11 protein-coding genes and 1 pseudogene are annotated in these 16,996 nt (G+C 43.0%); 6 read left to right on the forward strand and 6 right to left on the reverse strand.

All coding sequences use genetic code 11. From position 1 onward, the window contains the following. Positions 1 to 74 precede the first annotated feature (74 nt). Together DIU38_RS19650 and DIU38_RS19655 are read left to right on the forward strand one after the other, a co-directional pair. Positions 75 to 985: pseudogene (locus DIU38_RS19650) on the forward strand (IS982 family transposase). A gap of 29 nt (positions 986 to 1,014) precedes the next feature. Further along, positions 1,015 to 3,105, forward strand: a complete 2,091-nt coding sequence (locus tag DIU38_RS19655; protein WP_112656365.1) for a CehA/McbA family metallohydrolase domain-containing protein — start codon at positions 1,015 to 1,017, stop codon at positions 3,103 to 3,105. Positions 3,106 to 3,296: 191 nt separating this feature from the next. Here DIU38_RS19655 and DIU38_RS33150 read toward each other — a convergent pair whose 3' ends face one another. From DIU38_RS33150 to DIU38_RS19665, 3 genes are all read right to left on the reverse strand, one after another. After that, complete coding sequence (locus tag DIU38_RS33150) at positions 3,297 to 3,443, reverse strand: hypothetical protein (protein WP_167516231.1); 147 nt, start codon at positions 3,441 to 3,443, stop codon at positions 3,297 to 3,299. A 6-nt stretch (positions 3,444 to 3,449) separates the two neighbouring features. After that, positions 3,450 to 4,256 carry a phytanoyl-CoA dioxygenase family protein gene (locus DIU38_RS19660; protein WP_112656363.1) on the reverse strand — a complete coding sequence of 269 codons (807 nt, stop codon included), beginning with the start codon at positions 4,254 to 4,256 and terminating at the stop codon, positions 3,450 to 3,452. 264 nt (positions 4,257 to 4,520) lie between these two features. Then, on the reverse strand, positions 4,521 to 5,297 hold the full coding sequence (locus DIU38_RS19665; RefSeq protein ID WP_112656361.1) for an SDR family NAD(P)-dependent oxidoreductase: 777 nt from the start codon (positions 5,295 to 5,297) through the stop codon (positions 4,521 to 4,523). Positions 5,298 to 5,525: 228 nt separating this feature from the next. Here DIU38_RS19665 and DIU38_RS19670 point away from each other — a divergent pair, with 228 nt between their 5' ends. Then, positions 5,526 to 6,689: a C97 family peptidase gene (locus DIU38_RS19670; protein WP_146750457.1), complete on the forward strand. Its 1,164-nt coding sequence runs from the start codon at positions 5,526 to 5,528 to the stop codon at positions 6,687 to 6,689. Positions 6,690 to 6,691: 2 nt separating this feature from the next. Here DIU38_RS19670 and DIU38_RS19675 read toward each other — a convergent pair whose 3' ends face one another. After that, positions 6,692 to 7,720 (reverse strand): S66 peptidase family protein, encoded by a 1,029-nt coding sequence (locus DIU38_RS19675; protein WP_112656357.1) that lies wholly within the window; start codon positions 7,718 to 7,720, stop codon positions 6,692 to 6,694. Positions 7,721 to 7,869: 149 nt separating this feature from the next. Between DIU38_RS19675 and DIU38_RS19680 the strand changes: the two genes are divergently transcribed. Beyond that, positions 7,870 to 8,574, forward strand: a complete 705-nt coding sequence (locus DIU38_RS19680) for a hypothetical protein (RefSeq protein WP_112656355.1) — start codon at positions 7,870 to 7,872, stop codon at positions 8,572 to 8,574. 65 nt (positions 8,575 to 8,639) lie between these two features. Then, a complete protein-coding gene (locus DIU38_RS19685) occupies positions 8,640 to 9,905 on the forward strand; it encodes a formylglycine-generating enzyme family protein (RefSeq protein ID WP_243770697.1) in 1,266 nt (421 codons plus the stop codon). Positions 9,906 to 10,623: 718 nt separating this feature from the next. Here DIU38_RS19685 and DIU38_RS19690 read toward each other — a convergent pair. Further along, the gene (locus DIU38_RS19690; RefSeq protein WP_112656353.1) at positions 10,624 to 11,355 is read right to left on the reverse strand and encodes a GntR family transcriptional regulator; all 732 of its coding nucleotides are present in this window, start codon (positions 11,353 to 11,355) and stop codon (positions 10,624 to 10,626) included. A gap of 387 nt (positions 11,356 to 11,742) precedes the next feature. Beyond that, complete coding sequence (locus DIU38_RS19695) at positions 11,743 to 13,062, reverse strand: vanadium-dependent haloperoxidase (RefSeq protein ID WP_208057761.1); 1,320 nt, start codon at positions 13,060 to 13,062, stop codon at positions 11,743 to 11,745. A gap of 241 nt (positions 13,063 to 13,303) precedes the next feature. Here DIU38_RS19695 and DIU38_RS19700 point away from each other — a divergent pair, with 241 nt between their 5' ends. After that, on the forward strand, positions 13,304 to 16,861 hold the full coding sequence (locus tag DIU38_RS19700) for a VCBS repeat-containing protein (protein ID WP_167516232.1): 3,558 nt from the start codon (positions 13,304 to 13,306) through the stop codon (positions 16,859 to 16,861). Positions 16,862 to 16,996: the final 135 nt, after the last annotated feature.

The following is a 16,996-nucleotide window of genomic DNA, read 5'->3' on the forward strand; positions in this document are numbered from 1 at the left end:
ATATAATAAATTGAATATCAATAAGTAAGCATATTTTATTATATTTAAGTGTCGAATCTAAATGATAACAATCTATGCTTACTTCTGATAAAATTATTGAAATTTTCGTTAAAGTGGATGACTTCTGCAAAGAATGTGAAGAACAAATCGCTAAACACAAGCTTGATGCAGGGAATTACAAGGTCAGAGATAGAAAAGCATCACTTGCGGACAGCGAGATCATTACTATCGTAATCGCTTTTCACAGTGGGCACTTCACCAACCTCAAGCATTTCTATATAACGCATATCTGCTCGCACTATAAAGATTTCTTTCCCGGGCTGGTGTCATATAATCGTTTTGTTGAATTGCAGCAACGGGTAGCTGTTCCGATGATGTTATTCCTGAAAACGCACTGCCTTGGACGTTCCAGGGGCATCAATTTTATAGATTCCACGCATATCAAAGTATGTCATAACCGGCGCATTCATAACCATAAAGTCTTTGCAGCGACAGCAGAAAGGGGCAATGTTCCATAGGTTGGTTCTACGGGTTTAAACTACACCTCATCATTAATGATAAAGGGGAAATACTGTCTTTTTATCTTACCAAAGGCAATGTAGATGACCGCAATGTCAAATTGATGACTTCAATGACAGAAGAAATATTCGGGAAACTGTTTGGTGACAAGGGCTATATATCTAAAGCGCTGGCCGATCTGCTTTGGGGAAATGGTATCCAGATGATTACTAAGCCGCGCAAAAACATGAAGGACTTCAATATTTCACAAGCCGATAAGATCATGCTCAGAAAAAGAGCGATCATCGAATGTGTCTATGATGAATTAAAGAATATCTGCAAACTTCAGCATACCCGACACCGCTCCGTCAACAACTTCTTAATGAACATAATGGGGTCCCTTTGCGCTTACCACTTCTTCCCTAAAAAACCTTCCTTAAATATTGTTTTCGAGGAACAAGACAATCAATTGCTTTTAGCTGCTTAAACCGAACTCACGTTAAATAACAAAACAACATGGCTCATCAATTAAAACATCTTGTAGTTTGCGGATTACTGTCGCTGGCTTTTTTTAAAGTTCAGGCGCAGGTATCAGGCTATAAAAACTTTAAACCGGCGGCCGGCGTAAGTGTAATGGCAAATACCGCAAACGTAACGGTAACCTGGCCGGCAGGGGTTAACAGCAAGGCTAAACTTGTTTTAAATTTAAAAAATGGCCAACCGCTATTTACCAGCGTACAGTTAAGTAAAGGAGGTATTTACAAGCCGGTAATTGAAAATGTTGATCCGCAGTTTATCCTTACAGAAGGCCAGCGCGACCTTATCTCTCAAAACGGCTGGAACATCTTTTTTGATAAAGTACCGCTGAAGCCACACCATTCCTATAAGGTAAATTTTCATAAAAAGTCAATCAATGTAAGCGGTAAAGGCACCCGAACAGTAATTACCATACCCGGATTAGAAGCTCCCAATTTTAAGGGCGATCTGGAAATTACACTTTACAACGGGCAACCCTTATTTAACGTTGCAGCAGTTGTATCAACCCAAATTGATTCGACGGCTATTTTGTATGATGCAGGTTTGGTAGCGAAAACCAACCCGGTTAAAGCTGTCAATTACAGTGATGTGTATGAACACCTGCAAACCAATGATGTTAATAAGCCTGATACAGCTAAAAGCCTCGCTGTAAAATACCGCACCATCATAGGCGCAAATGATAATGCCGGTATAGCCATATTCCCCGCGCCGCACCAGTATTTTTATCCTTTGGATGAAGCTTTCAATCTCAAATTTGTATGGTACGGTAACAATTACCGTAATCTGCTTCCTGGCTATGGTCTTGGCATAAGGCAGGAGTTACAGGGCGATAAGCGTTTCGTGCCCTGGTTTAATGCCCCTCCGGGAACCAAACAACGGCTCAACTTTTTTTGCCTGCTGGGTAATGATGGTGCCGATAATCTGCTGAATAAAGTAAAGCAATTCACCCATAATGATAGTTACAAGCCGCTTCCCGGCTATAAAACCATGGCAAGCCATTTTCATAACGAATTTATCATGAGTGTTGTACTGTCGGGTAAGCCTGTGCCTGATAGCCCATCGTTTGTAAAAGTATTAAAGCGTCAAGGCATCAACATAGTTCATTTGGCTGAGTTTCATTACACAGCGCACCCTAAAGGACCGGACGAGCAGCGCCTTAAAGAATTAAAAGCGCTGTTTGATCAGTGTAACCGTTTGTCTGATTCTAATTTTTTACTGCTGCCCGGCGAAGAGCCTAATGAATTTTTCGGCGGGCACTGGCTGGCATTTTTCCCTAAGCCGGTTTACTGGATCATGTCGCGCAAGGCGGGTACGCCTTTTGAAAGTACCGATGCCGAACATGGCAAAGTTTACCACATTGGTGACAAAGCCGATATGCTGAACCTGCTTAAAGCGGAAAATGGTTTGGCGTGGACAGCGCATGCCCGTACAAAGGGATCAACCGGTTTCCCGGATGCTTATAAGAAGGAAGATTTTTGCCTGTCCGACAGATTTTTAGGAGCTGCCTGGAAAGCCCTACCGGCCGATCTGTCAGAACCGCGTTTGGGTAAACGGGTATTTGACCTGATGGATGATATGAATAATTGGGGGCTGAAAAAGAAAATACTCTCTGAAGCCGACCTCTTCAGTATCGAGCCAGAAAACGAAATGTATGCCCATCTCAACGTAAACTACCTGAAACTTGCCAAACAGCCGCAATATACAAATGGCTGGCAGCCGGTACTCGATGCGCTCGAACAAGGCAAATTCTTTTCAACCACGGGCGAAGTTTTAATAGAAGACTTTACAGTAAATGGCCATTCATCAGGAGAAACTATTGCCCTCCCGGCTGACGGCAAGTGCACGGTGAATTTTAAAACCAGCTGGACATTCCCGCTCAATTTTGCCGAAATCATTTCGGGCGATGGTAAAAAAGTTTACCGGGAGCGGATCGATCTTACTTCAACCCAAGCCTTCGGCACAAAAACTTTTAACAAAGTGTTGAACATGAAAGGCCGCAAATGGGTACGACTTGAAGTTTGGGATGCCGCCGTTGATGGTGCTTATACACAGACGGTGTGGTTAAAGTAAAGAATCAAATAAAAAAATGTCATTGCGAGCACAGCGTGGCAATCTCGTAGCCATGCGTATCCGATCTGTATAGCTACGAGATTGCCACGTCGCGCCAGATGCTCTTTACCCATGCGGCGCCTCGCAATGACATCGCTTTTATAGTCTACGCCGTTGTTGGTGACAACACCAACAACGGCGTAGGTAATAACTCAAGCCTGAACCGCTGTTTCTCTTCTTAAATATTTCGGTGCATATTTTACAGGGACTTTAACCAACGCCCGTTCTGTAAAGAAACTTTTAAGGGCGGCTATTTTCCCGGTGCGGATGAGATAGCTGATGAATAAGGCAATTAACATAAATTTTTACTTAACAATACTTGCAAAACGTTGATAAAAGGCGGTAGGGCTGTCGGCATGCTTTGGCTCATATTTGCCTGCAATAATGGGGATATATATTACCCTGCGGCGGCTTGCTTCACCAATTACGGTTGACTGGGCTACGCGGTGCCATAAACGGCCATCATGTATGGTCAGGTCGCCCGCAGTGGGGATAATAGCTACCTCATTTTCGTCGGTATCATGATCAAGGAAGTACTTTTTACGGAAAAGCATCTGGTAAAGGTTTTGCTTATGTGTGCCGGGCAGGATGCGTAAACCGCCGTTCTCTGGTTTCAATGTGCTCAGATGGATGCCAACATTCAACATCGGGTTTAGCTTTTGGCCGTGAAAAATATCACGCAAGCCATCGGTATGCCAGCCCATTTTAGTAAAACTGCTTTCGGGGCCATTTACATAGTGGTTAAATACCATGCCGTCTTTTTCGTCGGTGCCCAGGCGCGAACCTTCACCTATCAGGTTAAGCAACACCTCGAAACGTGGATCTTTGGTGAATTCATTTAACAGGTTATGGTGCTGATTGATAAAAGCAAAACGCTGCACAATAGGCGACCCGTCAAGATCTTTGCCGTATTTAATAGGTACGCCATTCACCTTCTCAGTTTTGTTGCTGATCCAGGCATTTTCAACCTGTTTTGATGCATTGATGATGTCGGTAACTGTTTCGGGCTTAATGAAGTTTTTAAAATGGATAAAGCCGTGCTGATTAAAAAAAGCTTGTTGTTCGGGCGTAATTGTTGAGCCTAATGTGAATTTTTGATATGACGTTGCCATGTGGTGGAAAGATATTATTGTAACCTGAAAATGAATTTGTAAACGCTTTTACCGCTTAAGCGGTAGGGTAGGAAAGGAGCTGATCCTTTTAAGGGAAATTAACAACAACAGCTGCACATGACCCTTGTTATCAAGGGCATTCGCATTGGGGATGCAAATAATATGTTATGCGTATTGTTCAATGTATATAAAATCTATCTTTTTAGTAGACTATTGCAAATGTAAACAAATTGTTAATCACACCAAATATTTATGAAAATAATTTTAACGCTTGTAAAGTCCGGCAGCGATACGCTCGATGATGCTTTTAGGGAGATGGACAGAGCCTGTTACCGAAAGTTTATTTAATAAGCCTGGAACTATTTCGGCTTTTTTGTTGAACATTCCTTTTACTCCCATTGCCGCTACATCGTCGGCAGTCATACTGAATTTCGCCGCCAGATCTGCGATGGCATCCATCCCCGCGCGGTGAACGAACCCGGTATCGGTAGGGCCAGGGCATAAACAGCTTACTGCTATTGTAGTGTCTTTAAGTTCATATCGTAAAGCCCGGCTGAATGACAAAACAAATGCCTTTGTTGCCGCATATAAGGCAAGTGTTGGTACCGCCTGGTACGCCGCCGTACTGCCAACGTTAAGTATAAAGGCCTGTTGCTGTAGTTTTAAAATCGGGATAAAATAATACGACAGTTCGGTAAGTGCGTTCATGTTAACCTGCATCATGCCGGTTTGCGCTGCCAAATCCAACTCATGAAAATTTCCCCACACACCATGCCCCGCGTTATTTATTAATATCGATAAAGGTACATTTAAGTTTTTAGCCCAGTCAAAAATCCGGAGGGATGCACCGGCGGCCGAAAGATCAATCGCGACATAATCAGCCTCAACCTTATAGTCGGCTTTTATTTGAGCGGATAATGCTATGAGGTCACTTTCTGTCCGGGAAACCAGCAACAGGTTATATCCTTTTTGCGCCAGCAATATGGCGAGTGACCGTCCTATGCCTTTACCGGCCCCCGTAACTAATGCGTATTGATCCATCGTTTTTATGAGTTATATCTGCGATGCAAGTTTAATAAAATAGTCTACTAAACTTGTAGACTATTTAAAATATTGTTACGTTTGTATTGATATGAAAACTATGCTGCCCCGTTTTCGTTTTTTAAGCTATAACCAGCAAGGTTATTGTTGTTGCCGGTAAATCGTAACCGCTCCCCTACCCGTTATTATATCTGTAACACAACAATTATCACAAGCTTAAAATTGATCATGACCGCTTATCGTACAAAATATTTATTCAGCGCCCTTGTAATCATTAGTTATATGTTATCTGTACTTCCGGCATCCGCCCAACTCTCGGCTTCGGTGCGATACAAGCTTAACCTGTTGCCCGACACATCTGCCCATAGTATAATAGATGATAGTTATTCGTCCAAACTGCTTGCGGGGGTATCAAACAATCCTGTTATTGGCAAAGCCGATGCCGCTTTTGAGACAGACCTGGAAAGTGAGCTGGATACCCATGCCGGCCGTAAAAAGGTTTTGAGCTATTTAAAAGAGCTATCGGCCAACAATACCGGCGAAAGTAGTTATAACCAGGCTAAAGTTAAATCATATTATAAGCTTGCCAATGTATTTGCCAGGCTGCATTTGTATCCTTTGGCCATGAAGTGCTTTTTTAAGGCGATGGTATCCAAAAAAGCGGGGAGTGATCTTGTACCCGCTGCGCCAGATTCTCTTATTCCTGATACAACCAGCCGGCAGTTACATTTAAACAGCGGATTGCTGGCTATCAGTGCAAATGACGATTCAGTATTTGTAAACACCCCGGTTCAATTAAAAGATAAAAAAGAAAAGAAGAGCAAGTCTATCACTTATAACCGCATTCTGAATACCTTTAACGATGGTAAAAAAGCGGCTGCTTACGCGCTGTTATTTCATGTAAAACAACCAAAACCGGGTAAACCGACTGTATTTGTACGGGCTAACACCGGTCATACTTTTATAACACTCATCAAGTATAATACCGATTCAACTACGGTTTCTGTTTCGTTCGGGTTCTATCCAAAAAAAGATAATATATTTTCGGCCACCCCATGGGAGCCGGAAACTTCGGGTACTTTTAAAAACGACGAGGCGCACAAATGGGATGAAGTAATGGGCAAGTTTATAACCGAACGCCGGTTTAAAAGGATCCTGAAGCTTACCCAGCAATATGATGGCCTGGAGTATCATTTATCGAAAAATAACTGTACCGATTTTGCATTGCAGGCAGCTTCATATGCCGGTTTTGGTGTTACCAATTCAAAAGGTTCATGGCCATTGGGGCGTGGCAATAACCCCGGAACAACCGGGCAAAGTATTATTGCCGGGGGCGTTTATGATAATGATAAAGCCGACCTGTTTATTGATTTTGATGAAAACCTGAAATAAGATCAGAGCGATTTAAGCATACAGCCATCTGTACCAACCTTAAGTATATGCCTTGCCCCGCATTTAAGGGCGAAGTTGTTTTTTTGATGCCCCACCGGAAAATCAAAGCAAACGGGGTAGTTATAGTCTTTCACCTTTTCGGTAACAATCTCATAAATGGTGCGACCAAATTCTTCGCTCTCTATATCCGGCTTCAGTTGAAAACCACCTATAACTAATCCGGCCAGCTGCGAAAGTTTACCAGTTTGTTTCAGGTTCCAGAACATACGGTCGATATTGTAGAGATATTCATGTGTGTCTTCTACAAACAAAATTTTTCCATCAGTATCCAGGTCTGATGGGGTGCCCGAAAGCGTAGTAACTAAACTCAAGTTTCCTCCTACTAAAATGGCTTCGGCTGTTCCTGGGCGGTTTTGTGCTACAGCAGGCGACGAATAATCCATATTTTCGCCCATAAGTGCCTGCCTTATGGATTGAATGGTAGCTATTTGTACGGCATCGGCCTTTGCCCAATCATCCGGGAAACTGTTGCACATTTTCGAGTGTAAGGTAACAATGCCAAAATTGCGGTTGATATGGCAATGCAGCGCGGTAATGTCGCTGAAGCCGATGATCCATTTAGGATTTTTCTTAAACTGTTTGAAATTGAGTCGGTCAATGATCCTCACCAATCCGTAACCCCCTCTTGCACACATAATGGCTTTAATCTCGGGGTTATCCAGCATCTGCTGCAGGTCTGCCACGCGTTCTTCATCTGTTCCTCCGTATATAAAATCCTTTTTGCCGGTGTTATCGCCAATCTGCACCTTAAAGCCCCAGTTTTGTATAAGTTGTACAGCCGGCATAAGGTCGGCCAGGCTCATATATCCCGATGGACTTACGATGCCTATTGTATCTCCGGCTTGTAAATAGGGTGGGATTTTATGATGGGTATTTGTATGAGGAACTTCAGGTGTATTTGCCCATGCTCCCGTTGTTGATAACGCAGCTCCGGCAGTTACTAAGGAGGATATGAAGCGTTTTCGGTTCATTTTAATTGCCGCATTTATGATGTAACATGACTTATAAAAATATGAAAAAACGGATTGTTAATAACCCGCTTTAAATTATTGTGTTGATAATAAATTATTCATTATAATAGCTGTAAGTCGTGGCTATTTAATCAATACCACTAATAAGGATGCTTAAATATATTTTGCTTTTAATAACGGTAATGATTTTTACATGTTCTTGTATCAACAACAAAAAATCAGACGCCCCCCAAAATAGTCCGAAATTGGCTAATACGGCAAAAACAGATACTTTGAAAATTGCCCTTGAACAGAATGAGAGTTTTTTCGCCGATAGTTTATTAAAAACAGGCAGAGCTGTTATGAAAACCTATATGGCAAAATATCAAACGGATAGCTGTGGGATAATTGTGTACAAGGATAGTATTTTAAAGGCAGGGTTTGAAGGTGTAAAGGAAATAAAAGGTATAAGAGAGAATGAAGTAACCGATAGCGTTTTTGTTATGCCTCCTTTCAATCACTGCGATGACGGACAATCATATTGCTTTTATAACAAAACATTACCGCGGCTATATACCGGTTCATATTGCTGTCACCCTGATAATTTATTTGTGGTCGGAGATATTGATGAAGACGGCGTAAAAGAAATAGGGATTTATTATTCTTCCTGTGCAAGTAGGTATAAAGTATTAAAAATCTTTAGTCTTAAAAATGGACTATGGGAGCAGATTGGAGATTCAGACTTCGATATTTTTACGCAAGATCCTTCTAAAGTTAAATTTGATCAATTAGTTAAGAAAATATCCAAAGGTAAATTTACGATCTGTAACTTCCTTGATGGCAAAACAAGTTGGCAAACAATAAGTATGAAATAATTGCTAAACTATTCAATTAAAAAGCACAACCACACTTTGCGTAAAGATCATTAAGTTTGAATTTGATGAAAATTAAGCCTCCCCATATTCCCCGAATTACATTGGCGATTGCGCCTGTCCTCATGCTATTATCCTTCGCCTTTGAGGGGTGTCACACTGCTGATCGTAAAAAAGCTGATAGCACAAGCTCAAGACCGATAGCCGCATCAGCAGTTGGGTTTAAAATTAAAGCTGCTATTTCCTGTACAAAAAACGGGATGTTCAAAGAGGACAGCATTTTATACATGCACCAGGGAGGGGAGGCATTTAAACCTACGGTAATTAATTTGGCTAACACAACAACCGGAAAATCTAATGCAGATATGGCCTGGCTCCCCGGTGGTACTTTTAGCATGGGTGGGGTTAATCCAACCGGAATGACTGATGGCGGTACGGAAGCTATGGACGATGCCCGGCCTGTTCACCGGGTATTTGTTGATGGTTTTTACATGGATAAAACCGAGGTGACCAACGCCCAGTTTGCCAAATTTGTAAAAGCCACCGGTTATGTAACCGTAGCCGAGCAAAAGCCTACGGCCGAAGAATTTCCCGGTGTTGCCGCCGAAGATCTGGTTGCCGGATCGGTTGTTTTTACCCCGCCCAATCATAAAGTGCAGTTAGATGATATTTCGCAATGGTGGTCGTACCAAAACGGGGCCGACTGGAAACACCCGCTCGGGCCGGGCTCCGACTTAAAAGGGAAGGAAAATTACCCGGTGGTACAGGTAGCCTGGGAAGATGCTGTTGCCTATGCCAAATGGGCCGGAAAACGCCTGCCCACAGAGGCCGAATGGGAGTTTGCTGCAAGAGGAGGTAAAGCCGGTGAGCTATATCCCTGGGGCAACCAGTTAAAACAGGACGGACGCTGGAGGGCCAACACATTCCAGGGGTCTTTTCCTGATCATGATAATGCCGAAGATGGTGAAACTGGCCTTGGCCCTGTAAAAAAATACCCGGCGAACGCTTACGGTTTGTATGATATGGCCGGCAATGCCTGGGAGTGGTGTGCCGACTGGTACCGTAATGATTATTATAATAGCTTTAATCTCAATATGGTTGCGCGCAATCCTAAAGGGCCTTCTGATTCTTCAGATCCTCAGGAGCCGGGGCAAAAAAAGAAAGTTCAAAGAGGAGGTTCATTTTTATGTACCGACCAGTACTGCACCCGCTATATGGTAGGCTCAAGAGGCAAGGGCGAATATCGCTCGGCAACAAACCACGTTGGCTTTAGGTGTGTAAAGGATGTTAAGCATGGTAATAATACGACACAGGTTATCCAAAAATCACTTTAATATTTTCAAATTTGTTACATATGGGTAGGTAAATAATCAACATTGATAAATATTTCAATAAGCTTTGAGTATTCGGCTTTAAGCCTTCCGCTTCAAAAGGTTATAAAAAAAGAAGCACTCCTGATGGGCAGGAATGCGTTCTAACCAATTATAAACCTAAATTATGAGAAGAGATGTAAACCCGGAGTCGAACCGGTGGCGCTGCCTGCCAGCTATTCACATGATGTTACAAATATACGTGTAATATTTACATTTATTGTCATCTTAATATGAAAATTTTATTTTTATTGGTATATTTTTATAGATAACGATTGGTTTATAGATAATTGGCAATGAATTGCAATAATTTTAAAACTGCCGGTTTTTTTTGCAAAATATAGTACAGCTCTAACGTCTCTTCCGTTTAGTTAGTATGCCAATGCTGTTAAATTTAAGTGACAGGTGGCTGTACCCCTCCTGGCTATTGAGTTCATCTAATAAAAACAATTGTCATTTCGAAACGAGGAACGAGTGAGAAATCTCATACGAGCGATAAACTTTGCATGGCAGCTTAGCACAATGTAGAAGATTTCTCCTCACTCTTGCGCGCTGCCCCACCAGTGTTCGCTCAAAATGACATCTTCTTCGATTCTCAATTAATATTTAAAAGATATACATACATCAACTGATTCTAAAGAGGGTTTCTCGGTTCTATGTCGCTGCCAATAAGCCTTCAGGATCAGGTCCTGCGGCTTTCAACGGTGTATATGAAGCTTTCGGCTTTGTAATAGCCAAGGTTATACTCCATGGGGCGCTCGCCCTGATCGTAAACAAATCTTTTTCTGAACAATACGGGGCTGCCGGTTTCAATTTCAAGCTTGGCGGCAATAAACTTATTAGCTTCCAGTGCACTGATTTCTTCTTTTGACAGATTTGCTATCGTAGAATATTCGTCCTCAAGCATTTCATAAAGCGGGCGTTTAAAATCTTCTTCGCCGGTAAGGCCTATCCGCGGGTGAAAATAAGATATGAAATAAACAAAAGGATTATCGCTGCTACCCCGTAAGCGCTCCATTTTCACAATTTTTTTCTCTGTACTGATATCGAAAAAGCTGGCTGTGCTTTCATCAGGAAACACCCAGCTTACATGCAGCTCATAATTTTTTACGGCAATACCTCTCGCTTTCATTTCCTGCGAAAAGCTGAGCCAGTTCATTGATTTTGAACTGATCCTCGAGTTGGCAACTTTAGTACCAAAACCCTTTTTGCGGATCAACAGTTCTTCATAAACCAGTTTATTAATAGCCTGGCGCAGTGTTGTACGGGATATAGCCAACTTTTTTGCCAGCTCTACCTCGTTAGGTAATAATTTACCAGCCTGGTAAACCGGGTCTTTGATCAGTTCGCGAAGCAATTGCTCGGCCTGTATATGGAGTGGAATAGGGCTTTTATGGTCGATGGCTAATTTCATAACGGCTTTTACTAACCTTAATGAGGAAATAAGTATGGCTAAAGATAGTAAAAAGGTTAATTATGTATTTACATGGTTTAAGCGTGTGTTTTAATTCGCCAAACAGGATAGTTATATATTGTATGGAACGTTAATGATGCAGTGACTTACTCTATTTTTAATAACCTAACTATGCAGCAATTATTGGTATCGATTATTTACTTTCAGGGCTTCATAACTTAAATGTTCATACAAAAAGTTATTTCATTGTTTAATATTATAAATTATCCCATAATTACCCCTCGACTAAAGGTTCAACTGATGGAAAATAACCTTTTAATTACTTATAAATTCGCCTTGATTATGCCTTTATGAATTTGCTAAAAAAGTTACTTCCCATACTTCCGGCTACCTCTTAGTATGTAGTTTAGTTAATGCAAATTGCCCTATCCTATCGCCCTCATCTACACCGTTAGTTATAGATGGCATATAATGGATACCACCATAAAACCTGCTGATAGCAGCCTCTTCGGCCGCGGCTTTAAAGGATTTGAAATTCCGCGCGGGGATAGCAAACTCCATTTCTGTAGAGTCAATGAACGAAAATTCATCGCCAAATAATTTGCTTAACACGGCTGCTGATGCGGTAGATACAACACTATGCCCGCTGGTATACTCAGGGAAGGGCGGCGTTTGCAGCAATGGCATCCAGCTTTGATCAATATACTGGTTAATGTAGGTTTCGGGCCTGATCACCTTGCTCCGGTATTTTTCGTCCCAGCAGTTTATAAAACTATCTGCAATAACTACAGCTATACAGGCATAAGCTTCCGAGCTTTTCACGTAACCGGCCTTAGCCTTACGACAAGCCAGCGCCGTGATATTGATCCAATGCCCTCCCGGCGAGATCTTTTTTGTGGCGAACATGGTGTGCCCGTTGGTATTCACTTTAAAGGGGTTATCATCCCAAAAGGTGGCGATAGTTGCCTCATCATCGGTGAGGTGCTTGCCGGTATCATATACTTCCATAGCCAGTTTATAGAAATTACTGCCGGGGATATTGCTGAAGGTAAAGGGATGGGCCGGTTTAAATTGCTGCGCCGAATCAAGCAAAAACGGGCGGATCTCGTTCCAGTGCGGTTCAATACCTTTCATGTAGGCCGGCGGGGTAGGCTTCCAGCTTGCGTCATCTGTTTGCACATCATATTTTGATAATGAGCGGGTATGTTTATAGTTATCCTTGCCTGCCCATTTAATGATCCTGTCGGCAATAAGCTTACCATATCCTATCGAGTTATCATACACACTATCGGGCATGCCGGTATTTTTAAACTCCTGCATCAGTTTGTCATGAAAACCCTCTATCCTGCCCTCACTCATCACCAGTATTTTACCAACGGTTAAAATAGCATGCGATGCGGATAACGTAAAGCAGTATTTTTTACCGGCTATAGGCTTAGGCACCGAGTCGAGCCCTTTTAGTTGTCCTTCAAGCGATTGGTAATGATTATCACCATTTCGCGCAGCCTCGTATGCAGCCACACTGATATAAGCATAAATACGACTGGCAACCGGCGGCGAATAAATATCATGCCTTACCACATCAGTAACATCCTTGATAGACCGGTGGATAAAATCCGGATTTTCCGCTGGTTTTTCCCAGCTTTTTTTACCGCATGATGAGCAGGTTATAATAACGATAAATGCAAAATATAGTCTTTTCATCATGATGAACAGCAACGGCTTGATCAGTTTAATTGGTCTGCCCCTCAAATCAGGGGTTCAGATCAAAGCTAACAGATAATCAATATTTAAGTATGGGCCGATAGTAATTAACTAACTTTTGATACAATTTGCAGAAACCGGAATTGTAAAATCCGTTTTCTTTACAATGGCTTATTGCATTATAACCAATAAGTTAAAGCTTAACCAAAGCATAAACCATCAATCAATTATTAACCATATCTGCATGATAAAAAGTTTACCCCAGGCGTTTAAACTATCTACCTTATTGTTACTTTTTTTGGGTGCCGGATGTTCAAAAAAGTCATCGGGCCCAACGCTCTTTAAGCTGCTCGACGCTTCACAAACCGGTATCGATTTTAAAAATACCATTACCGAAAGTGACAGCATCAACATCCTTAACCACCCCTACCTGTATAATGGCGCCGGTGTTGGCATCGGCGATTTTAACCATGACGGCCTGCCCGATGTTTACTTTGCCGGTAACATGGTTGCCAATAAATTATATATCAACAAGGGCTCACTTACTTTTAAAGATGTTACCGATGCGGCGGGTTTAGGCGGTAATGGCGACTGGTACGCAGGTGTATCAGTAGTTGATATCAATAACGATGGCTGGCCGGACATATATGTCTGCTCATCATTTAAAAGCGATCCCAGCCATCGCAAAAACCTGCTTTTCATCAACCAGGCAACTAATAAAGATGGCATGCCAACCTTCAAAGAATCGGCAGCAGCTTATGGACTGCAGGATACCGGCTACAGCACACAAGCCGTATTTTTTGATTACGACCATGACGGCGACCTTGACATGTACCTGCTCACCAACTTTTTAGGTAAAGAAACTCCGGTGGCCTATCGCCCCAAATTAACCGATGGCAGCGCCCAGAATAACGACCGGCTTTACCGCAACAATGGTAATGGTACCTTCACCAATGTAACCAAAGAAGCCGGGATATTGATAGAAGGTTTTGGCAACTCGGTTTCTATATGCGATGTCAATAACGATGGCTGGCCGGATGTTTATGTTGGTAACGACTTTATATCGAATGATATACTGTGGGTGAACAATAAAAACGGCACATTCAGCAACCGCGCGGGCGAATATTTTAAACACACGGGCTGGTCGGTAATGGGATCGGATATGGTTGATATCAATAACGATGGCAAGGCCGACCTGGTATCGTTAGAGATGCTGCCCGAAGAAAACGTACGTAAAAAAACCATGCTTGTTGGCGATAATTACATTACCTATATCAACAACAACAAGTTTAAATACGAGCACCAGTACATCCGCAATGTGCTGCAGCTTAATCAGGGGCAAACACCCGCCGGTCATCCGCAATACAGCGAAATAGCTTACCAGGCCGGTGTTTATCAAACCGACTGGAGCTGGACACCCCTTGTGGCCGATTTTGATAACGACGGTTATCGTGACATGATGATCACCAACGGCTATCCCCGCGACGTTACAGATCTTGATCACGCCCTGTACAGTAACGATCAGGGCCGTACCGTTAAAGAGAACACTACTTTAGCTGCTGCCGATTCATTTCCGGTTGTAAAAACACCGAGTTATGCTTTCAGGAATGCAGGCGGGTATTTGTTTAAAGATCAGTCGAAAGATTGGGGAATTGTAAAACCTACCTTTTCAACCGGCGGTGTTTATGCCGACCTGGACAATGACGGCGATCTTGACCTCGTGATCAATAATATTGACGACGATGCTTTTGTTTATGAAAACACAGCTAACAGCAAAACGCAGGTTGCCAAAGATCACAACTACCTAACTGTTGCACTACAGGGCGACAGCAAAAACATTGGCGGTATTGGTGCTACCATCCGTATCTATTGCAAAGGCAAGCAGCAGTTTTATGACCAGCAACCCTGTCGCGGCTATATGAGTACGGATGATGCCCGCGGGCATTTCGGCATAGGGGCCACTACATTTGTCGATTCATTGCGTGTACGCTGGCCCGATGGTAAAACCCAGTTGCTTACCAATGTTAAGGGAAACCAAACACTTACATTACAATATAAAAACGCGTCGGGCTATTTCCCGCCAGAGGCACCCGGCAAAATCATCCCGGTGTTTCAGGAGGCTAACAACCAAACAGGCATAAAATACGTGCACCAGGAAAAAGACGCTATCGATTATAATATACAGCCTACCCTGCCGCACAAGCTAAGCCAGTATGGCCCGGCTATTGCCGTTGGCGATGTGGATGGCAATGGTTACGATGACCTTTTTATAGGAGGTTCAGCAGGTAACAAAGGGGTATTTTTTATGCAGGATGCAACCGGTCATTTCGCTATGGATAACAACCGTTTTATGCACGAAGATTTTAAAGAAGAGGAAGACATGGGTGCATTATTGTTTGATGCCAATGGCGATGGCTTCCCTGATCTGTATATCGCAAGTGGTAGTTACGAATTCCAGAAAGGGCATACCACGGCTCAGGACAGGCTTTACATCAACGATAAAAAAGGCCATTTCACCCGCGACCTTGCCGCGGTGCCAGTGGAATACGATAACGGTTCATGCGTTCGCGCCGCCGATTTTGACGGCGATGGAGACCTTGACCTTTTTGTAGGTTCAAGATCGGTTTCAGGCGCTTACCCTTCATCACCCGTTAGCCATTTGCTCAGGAACGATGATGGTAAATTTACCGATGTTACCAGCCAGTTTTGCCCCGACCTGATACATGGCGGCATGATCACCGACGCGCTTTGGTCGGATTTTGACAAGGATGGCAAGGCGGACCTGGTGGTGGTTGGCGAATGGATGCCGGTTACCTTTTACAAAAACACCGGCCATGGCCTTAGCAAGATCAAATCGGGAATTGATGATCATGTGGGCTGGTGGAACAGCATAGTTGCAGGTGACTTTAACAACGATGGTAATATCGATTATGTGGCCGGCAACCTGGGCCAAAACTCAAACTACAAAGCATCATTTGAACAGCCCATGACCATTATGGGTAAAGACCTGGATGGTAACGGCTCCTTCGATGCCATGATATTTTGCTTTATGAAGGATGAGGACGGCTCACAGAAACCCTTCCCCATGCATACCCGCGATGACCTCATCAGCCAGGTGATCTCCATCCGCAAAAAATATCCAAGCTATCGCGGCTTTGGTCATGCGACAATGAATGATCTTTGGAGCGAAAAAGACAAAGCAGGTGCTGTGGTACTTAAAGCTACAGATATGAACACCAGCCTTATCACCGGCAAAGGCACTGGTACTTTTAGTATCAGTGCATTACCGCAAGATGTACAAATGGCCCCGGTGTACGGCATGATAGCCGAAGATGTTGACCACGATGGCAATCTCGACCTGGTAATGACTGGTAACGACTTTGGTATGGAACCTTTTACCGGGAGGCATGATGCTTTTATGGGTTTATATATGAAAGGCAATGGAAAAGGCAGCTTTGCTCCGCTATCAGTAGCTAATAGCGGTATTTATATTGCGGGCGACGGTAAAGGGCTGGCAAGTGTGCAATCGGCAAAAGGAGGCGGGGTTTTAGTAGCTACCCAAAATCAGGATAGCATTAAAGTATTCCGCAAAACGGGCGTTAATTCTGCCAGGCGATATATTAAATTAAAGGCCGATGATTTTTATGCTGATATTACGCTCAAGAACGGAGGCAAAAAGCATATTGAATTTTATTATGGATCAACCTATCTATCGCAATCGTCAAGGATATTGGAATTGGATGCCAATACAGCAGAGGTAACCATAACAAGCTATAACGGGAGGAAAAGGAAAGGGAGCTGATAGTTATAAATCCATGCATATCCGTCATGTCTTACTGAGTGTTAAATCCGGTGGCCGGTGAAGGAAAAATGACAAAGAGGGCTTGTCAGTCAGCCTGTCGAAGACTCGTGCGCAGAGGCCTGCCCGCCATGCTTC

The organism is Mucilaginibacter metallidurans, from assembly GCF_003286435.2.
Lineage (GTDB): Bacteria > Bacteroidota > Bacteroidia > Sphingobacteriales > Sphingobacteriaceae > Mucilaginibacter > Mucilaginibacter gossypii.

Bases quoted from the DNA above. Each gene is read 5' to 3' on its own strand.
- DIU38_RS19655 (WP_112656365.1), top strand. From the start codon at position 1,015: ATGGCTCATCAATTAAAACATCTTGTAGTTTGCGGATTACTGTCGCTG.
- DIU38_RS33150 (WP_167516231.1), bottom strand. From the start codon at position 3,443: ATGTTAATTGCCTTATTCATCAGCTATCTCATCCGCACCGGGAAAATA.
- DIU38_RS19660 (WP_112656363.1), bottom strand. From the start codon at position 4,256: ATGGCAACGTCATATCAAAAATTCACATTAGGCTCAACAATTACGCCC.
- DIU38_RS19665 (WP_112656361.1), bottom strand. From the start codon at position 5,297: ATGGATCAATACGCATTAGTTACGGGGGCCGGTAAAGGCATAGGACGG.
- DIU38_RS19670 (WP_146750457.1), top strand. From the start codon at position 5,526: ATGACCGCTTATCGTACAAAATATTTATTCAGCGCCCTTGTAATCATT.
- DIU38_RS19675 (WP_112656357.1), bottom strand. From the start codon at position 7,720: ATGAACCGAAAACGCTTCATATCCTCCTTAGTAACTGCCGGAGCTGCG.
- DIU38_RS19680 (WP_112656355.1), top strand. From the start codon at position 7,870: ATGCTTAAATATATTTTGCTTTTAATAACGGTAATGATTTTTACATGT.
- DIU38_RS19685 (WP_243770697.1), top strand. From the start codon at position 8,640: ATGAAAATTAAGCCTCCCCATATTCCCCGAATTACATTGGCGATTGCG.
- DIU38_RS19690 (WP_112656353.1), bottom strand. From the start codon at position 11,355: ATGAAATTAGCCATCGACCATAAAAGCCCTATTCCACTCCATATACAG.
- DIU38_RS19695 (WP_208057761.1), bottom strand. From the start codon at position 13,062: ATGATGAAAAGACTATATTTTGCATTTATCGTTATTATAACCTGCTCA.
- DIU38_RS19700 (WP_167516232.1), top strand. From the start codon at position 13,304: ATGATAAAAAGTTTACCCCAGGCGTTTAAACTATCTACCTTATTGTTA.